This window comes from Microbacterium sp. (assembly GCF_036566905.1).
Lineage (GTDB): Bacteria > Actinomycetota > Actinomycetes > Actinomycetales > Microbacteriaceae > Microbacterium.
In genome coordinates this window covers 1-3,994 of sequence record NZ_DATCVK010000043.1, presented here as the reverse complement: position 1 = coordinate 3,994, position 3,994 = coordinate 1, and the positions used below count along the sequence as shown (strand labels likewise).

The 3,994-nt window shown below is 69.7% G+C and carries 5 protein-coding genes; all 5 read right to left on the bottom strand.

Translation table 11 applies throughout. The features are described 5' to 3' along the window. Positions 1-194 precede the first annotated feature (194 nt). The 5 genes from VIP82_RS04195 to VIP82_RS04175 are packed head-to-tail and all read right to left on the bottom strand — an operon-like array spanning position 195 to position 3,771. Positions 195-971, bottom strand: a complete 777-nt coding sequence (locus VIP82_RS04195; RefSeq protein ID WP_331906028.1) for a hypothetical protein — start codon at positions 969-971, stop codon at positions 195-197. Further along, a complete protein-coding gene (locus tag VIP82_RS04190) occupies positions 968-1,585 on the bottom strand; it encodes a hypothetical protein (RefSeq protein WP_331906027.1) in 618 nt (205 codons plus the stop codon). Before VIP82_RS04190 ends, VIP82_RS04195 begins: the two co-directional genes overlap by 4 nt. 1 nt (position 1,586) lies before the next feature. Continuing rightward, positions 1,587-2,204: a hypothetical protein gene (locus tag VIP82_RS04185; protein WP_331906026.1), complete on the bottom strand. Its 618-nt coding sequence runs from the start codon at positions 2,202-2,204 to the stop codon at positions 1,587-1,589. A 60-nt stretch (positions 2,205-2,264) separates the two neighbouring features. After that, positions 2,265-3,473 carry a DUF308 domain-containing protein gene (locus tag VIP82_RS04180; RefSeq protein WP_331906025.1) on the bottom strand — a complete coding sequence of 403 codons (1,209 nt, stop codon included), beginning with the start codon at positions 3,471-3,473 and terminating at the stop codon, positions 2,265-2,267. 4 nt (positions 3,474-3,477) lie between these two features. Beyond that, entirely contained in the window at positions 3,478-3,771 is a 294-nt protein-coding gene (locus tag VIP82_RS04175; protein ID WP_308868151.1) for a hypothetical protein, read from the bottom strand. Positions 3,772-3,994 lie beyond the last annotated feature (223 nt).

Sequence of the window (3,994 nt, the reverse complement as noted above, 5' to 3'; positions counted from 1 at the left end):
AATCCAACTGGCCCTGGATGTCATCACGAGCCTGCGACAGCGACGACGCCACCTGCTCCATCTCCGCATACGAAGCACCGAAATCGGCCATCGTCAACTCCCTCACTCAGATTCCCGACCCACCCCGGGCCGATGACTCCACGGTAACCGGCATGACGCGATCAGCCCATGGGGACCATTCCCCATGCAGCGATTCAGGCCTGATCAGGGCGGTAGTAGGCGGAGCCGGCCTGCGGCGCGAGCGTGAGCGCGAGCCACCCTGGCGCGGTCGCACGGGCCTCTGCCCCGACGTCGGCGGTGATCTTGCCGCGCGCCACGAGCAGGTCGATCGCGGCATCCCGCTCGGCCATGATCCCGCTCAGCGTCGACGGCGGGATCTCCTTGACGCTCTGGTCGACGTTGTCGTGCGGATTCTGCGGGCCGTCTTTGATGGTCACGCCGCGCACGAGGATCGCCGCGTAGACCACCACGTCGGCCAGGATGACGACGAGCCAGACCCAGGTGCCGTCGCCCAGCAGCTCGCGACCCGCCGTGATCGCGATGAGCGCCGTGAAGAGGCCCGGCACGATGTGCATCAGCGTGGTCGTGCGGATCCCCGACTGAGAGACGGCGCGGGGATGACGGAAGCGCTGGTATTCGCTCCATGCCGTGGCGAGGAACGAGATGAGCGTGAGCACGCCGGCGAACGCGAGGGGGAAGTCGAACGCGCTTCCGCCGGCGACCCAGCGGAGCATGGCGGCCGCCCCGACGAGCGGAGCCACCAGCAGGAACATGTACGCGAGCGACTGCAGGCAGCTTCCCGCGCGGACGCCGGTATGCTCCGCGCGCACCGCCTCTTTCGGGGCCAGCACGACGAGGGCGTGCTGCGCGTAGGGCGTCGTGACGAACGAGCGCAGCTCGAGCCGCCACCAGTCGACGGGGCCCCACTCGTCGACCTCGTCGACGAGGCTCGTCAGAGTGCGATCGCTCACAGCGGCCAGTCCTCTCCCGCTCGCACCACCGCGGCATCGAGCTCTTCGACGCGCGTGCGGTCGGCGGAGGGCAGGAAGCCCTCGAGGACCGACTCGTGCAGGATGCTGCCGGCGACCCCCTCCACGAACGCCAGTCCGTACGGTGCGACGGGGCCGAGCACGGCGCCGAGCGTGGCGTTCTGTCCGACGAAGAGCCAGCGCCGGAACCCGTAGTCGTGGTCATCGTGACGCTCGAGCAGGGTCACCGAGATCCCGGCGCCCAGCTGCGCCGACTCGACCACCTCGGTGGTCGGCGGCAGCAGTGCCGAGGCCGACCACAGGAAGGCGGCCTGCTCGGCCTCGGCCAGCGGTTCGGATGCCGCGAACACCGTGAACGGCGCCAGCACGCGGCCGTCCGCCCCGATGAGGAGCAGGTTCCGGCGGTCGTCGCCGGTCGCGCCGGCGATGTCGTTCAGCGCCGCGGTGATGCGTTCCGCCGCGGCGTCGTCGAAACCCTCGCGTGCGGCGAAGGCGTAGGCGGTCTCCCGCGCCCAGAGCGCGCGCTCGTCGGCGGACCGCTCGACGTGTGGGACCGGGAGGCTGCGCTCGGGATCGTGTCGAAGGTTGATCTGCATGTCAGCGCGTGCTCCACGTGAAGGTGGCGACGTGGTGGTCGAAGAGCGCGACCCACGCCAGCAGCACCGGGTCGTCCTCGGCCATGTCGGCCGCATGGGCGACGGTCGCGGTCCATTGCACGGCCTGCGTCCGCCGGGTTCCGGGGATCGGGATGAGGTAGTTGATGAGGAACGAGACGGCGGCGACGCCCTCGAGCGTGACGGGACGACGTTCCGTCCAGCGCACCATGCGATGCCCTTCGCCGATCGCGATCCCGCCGCGGTTGCGGACCGCGTCCTCGACGACGGCGTCCAGCGGGATCTCGGGCGTGGCCTTGCGCCGGAGGCCGACGAGACTCGCCGCCCCGAGGGCCCAGGACGGCGCGGTCTCGCCGGCCAGCGCGAACGCGAACGCGTCCTGTGCGCGGAGGCTGCGCAGGGCGTCCCCGACCTGGACGGCGAGACCCGACGCGAGATCGGGTCGGCCGGCCTGCGAGAGACGCGTCCGCGCCGCACCCAGCAGTTCCCGCTCGGTATCGGCGGTCACGTCGTACGACTGCCAGCCCAGCGGCAGCAGCATCCGATACTGCGGGACGGCAGGGGCTACCGTGCCCCTCAATTCAGCGCGCAGGTCACTCACCCGACAAGTCTCCCATCCCCGGCTTCCCGTTCCGCGCCGTGCGATGCCGCACGGTGCCCGTCACGAGAAAGGGTTCTGGTCAGGATCGAACGAGCCGGAGAAGGCGCCGCCGCTCGCGTCCTTGATCTGGCCGAGGATCTGGAACTGCGCCACCCAGACGGTGCCGACCGTGGCGAGCGCGTCGCGCCCGGTCGAGCCCATGCGCGCCCAGTCGTCGATGTTCTTGCCCGAGAACAGCGCGGCCGAGAAGTCCGCCGCCTTGTCGGCGAAGGTGGTGCCGCGCAGGGCGTTGAGACCCGACGCCCAGTCGTCGAACGAGGCGGCGTTCATGCCGGTCAGCCGCAGCGCGTCGTCGCCGAAGGCGGTTCCCAGTGCGCGCCATCCGGATGCCGAGCCGAGGCCGCGGACGGTGCGGGCGGCGGGGCCGATGAACGGGATGACGCCGATCACGCCGAAGGCGACATCCCACCAGCTGCCGTCGTCGAAGGCGAGCTTGCGCGTGAGCGCGACGGCGAGGGTCGCGACCGCCACGATCGCCGCGAGGGCCATGATGATGGGGCCGCCCACCACGATGGCGAGGACGGCGAGGACGATGCCCGCCACGGCCAGGACGTTCGCCAGGAAGTCGAGCGCGCCGCGGAGGTCGTCTTTCCAGTCGTCCTCGATCTTGCCGCTGACGCCCTCACGGATGTTCTTGGCGGCGGTGTCGAAGGCGTCGAACCAGCTGTCCCAGGCGGTGTCGTACTCCCCCGCCTTCTCCACCCAGTCCGCGTGCTTCGCGGTGGCGAGGCCCCGCTTCTCGTCGGCGTTCGCCGAAGCGGTGTCGAATGCCGACTGCTCGTCCGCGTCCGCGTCGTCGTCGGGCTCGTTCGGCACCGCGCCCTCGGCGGTGTCGGCGGTGCGGCTGAGGTTGTAGTACTCCTCCCACAGATCCAGCAGATCCGACACGAGCGGGTCGATGACGCCCTTCGACGTCTCAAGCTCCTTGCCGTAGGTGAGGATGTGCGGCCCGACGGCGTCGTAGAGCTCGGCCGCCTCGGACAGATCGCTGCTCACCTTGCCGCACAGCTCGCGGAGCTTCTCGATGGACTGCCCCTCCATGTCGGCGCCGTCATCGACGAGCCGCGAGATGAGGTTCCATGCGCTGGACATGTCGCTCGCGAGGTCGACGATCTGCTGACCCCGCGTCTGGACGTCTCCGGCGTCGCCGCGCAGCTTCTCGATCAGGGTGCCCGCCGGCGTGTGCGACGGCATGTAAGGCGTGGTCATTCCGTCATCCGTTCTCTGACTTGCGTGCCGCGTCTTCGTCGAAGTCCTTGAAGGCGGCGATCACGCCGTCGAGGTGCTCGGCGACGCCCTTGCAGTTGTCCATGAGCCGCTTGCGACGGTCGTCCCAGCGGCCCTCGAAGTCGTGGGCCGCGTCCTTCAGGTCGTCCTTGTCGTACGGCGTGTCGACAGCGTCCTCGAGATCCCGTCGCCTGCTGCCCGCGCTCTCGAACTCGTCGATGATGTGCTTGAGCTGCGTGCTCAGGTCGCCGAGATCGTCATAACTGACCTTGACCCCCACCGTCACTCCTCATTGTCGTGCGCCGCCGTCACCGTCGCCGTACGGCGGGCAGGCGCGAAGCCCGCCGCACCGGCGATGGAGGTGGTTCAGCCGCCGGCGAGCTGCTGGTCGAGGTCCTGGATCGCACGCATCATGCCGAGCAGCGACTCCGACATGTCGTTGATGCCGTCCACCGCACCCTTCAGACCCGTCGTCAGCTCCGTGTAACCCTCACCGAACTTGC

Excerpts from the sequence above, each read along its gene's own strand:
- VIP82_RS04180 (WP_331906025.1), bottom strand. The coding sequence starts at position 3,473 with ATGACCACGCCTTACATGCCGTCGCACACGCCGGCGGGCACCCTGATC.
- VIP82_RS04190 (WP_331906027.1), bottom strand. The coding sequence starts at position 1,585 with ATGCAGATCAACCTTCGACACGATCCCGAGCGCAGCCTCCCGGTCCCA.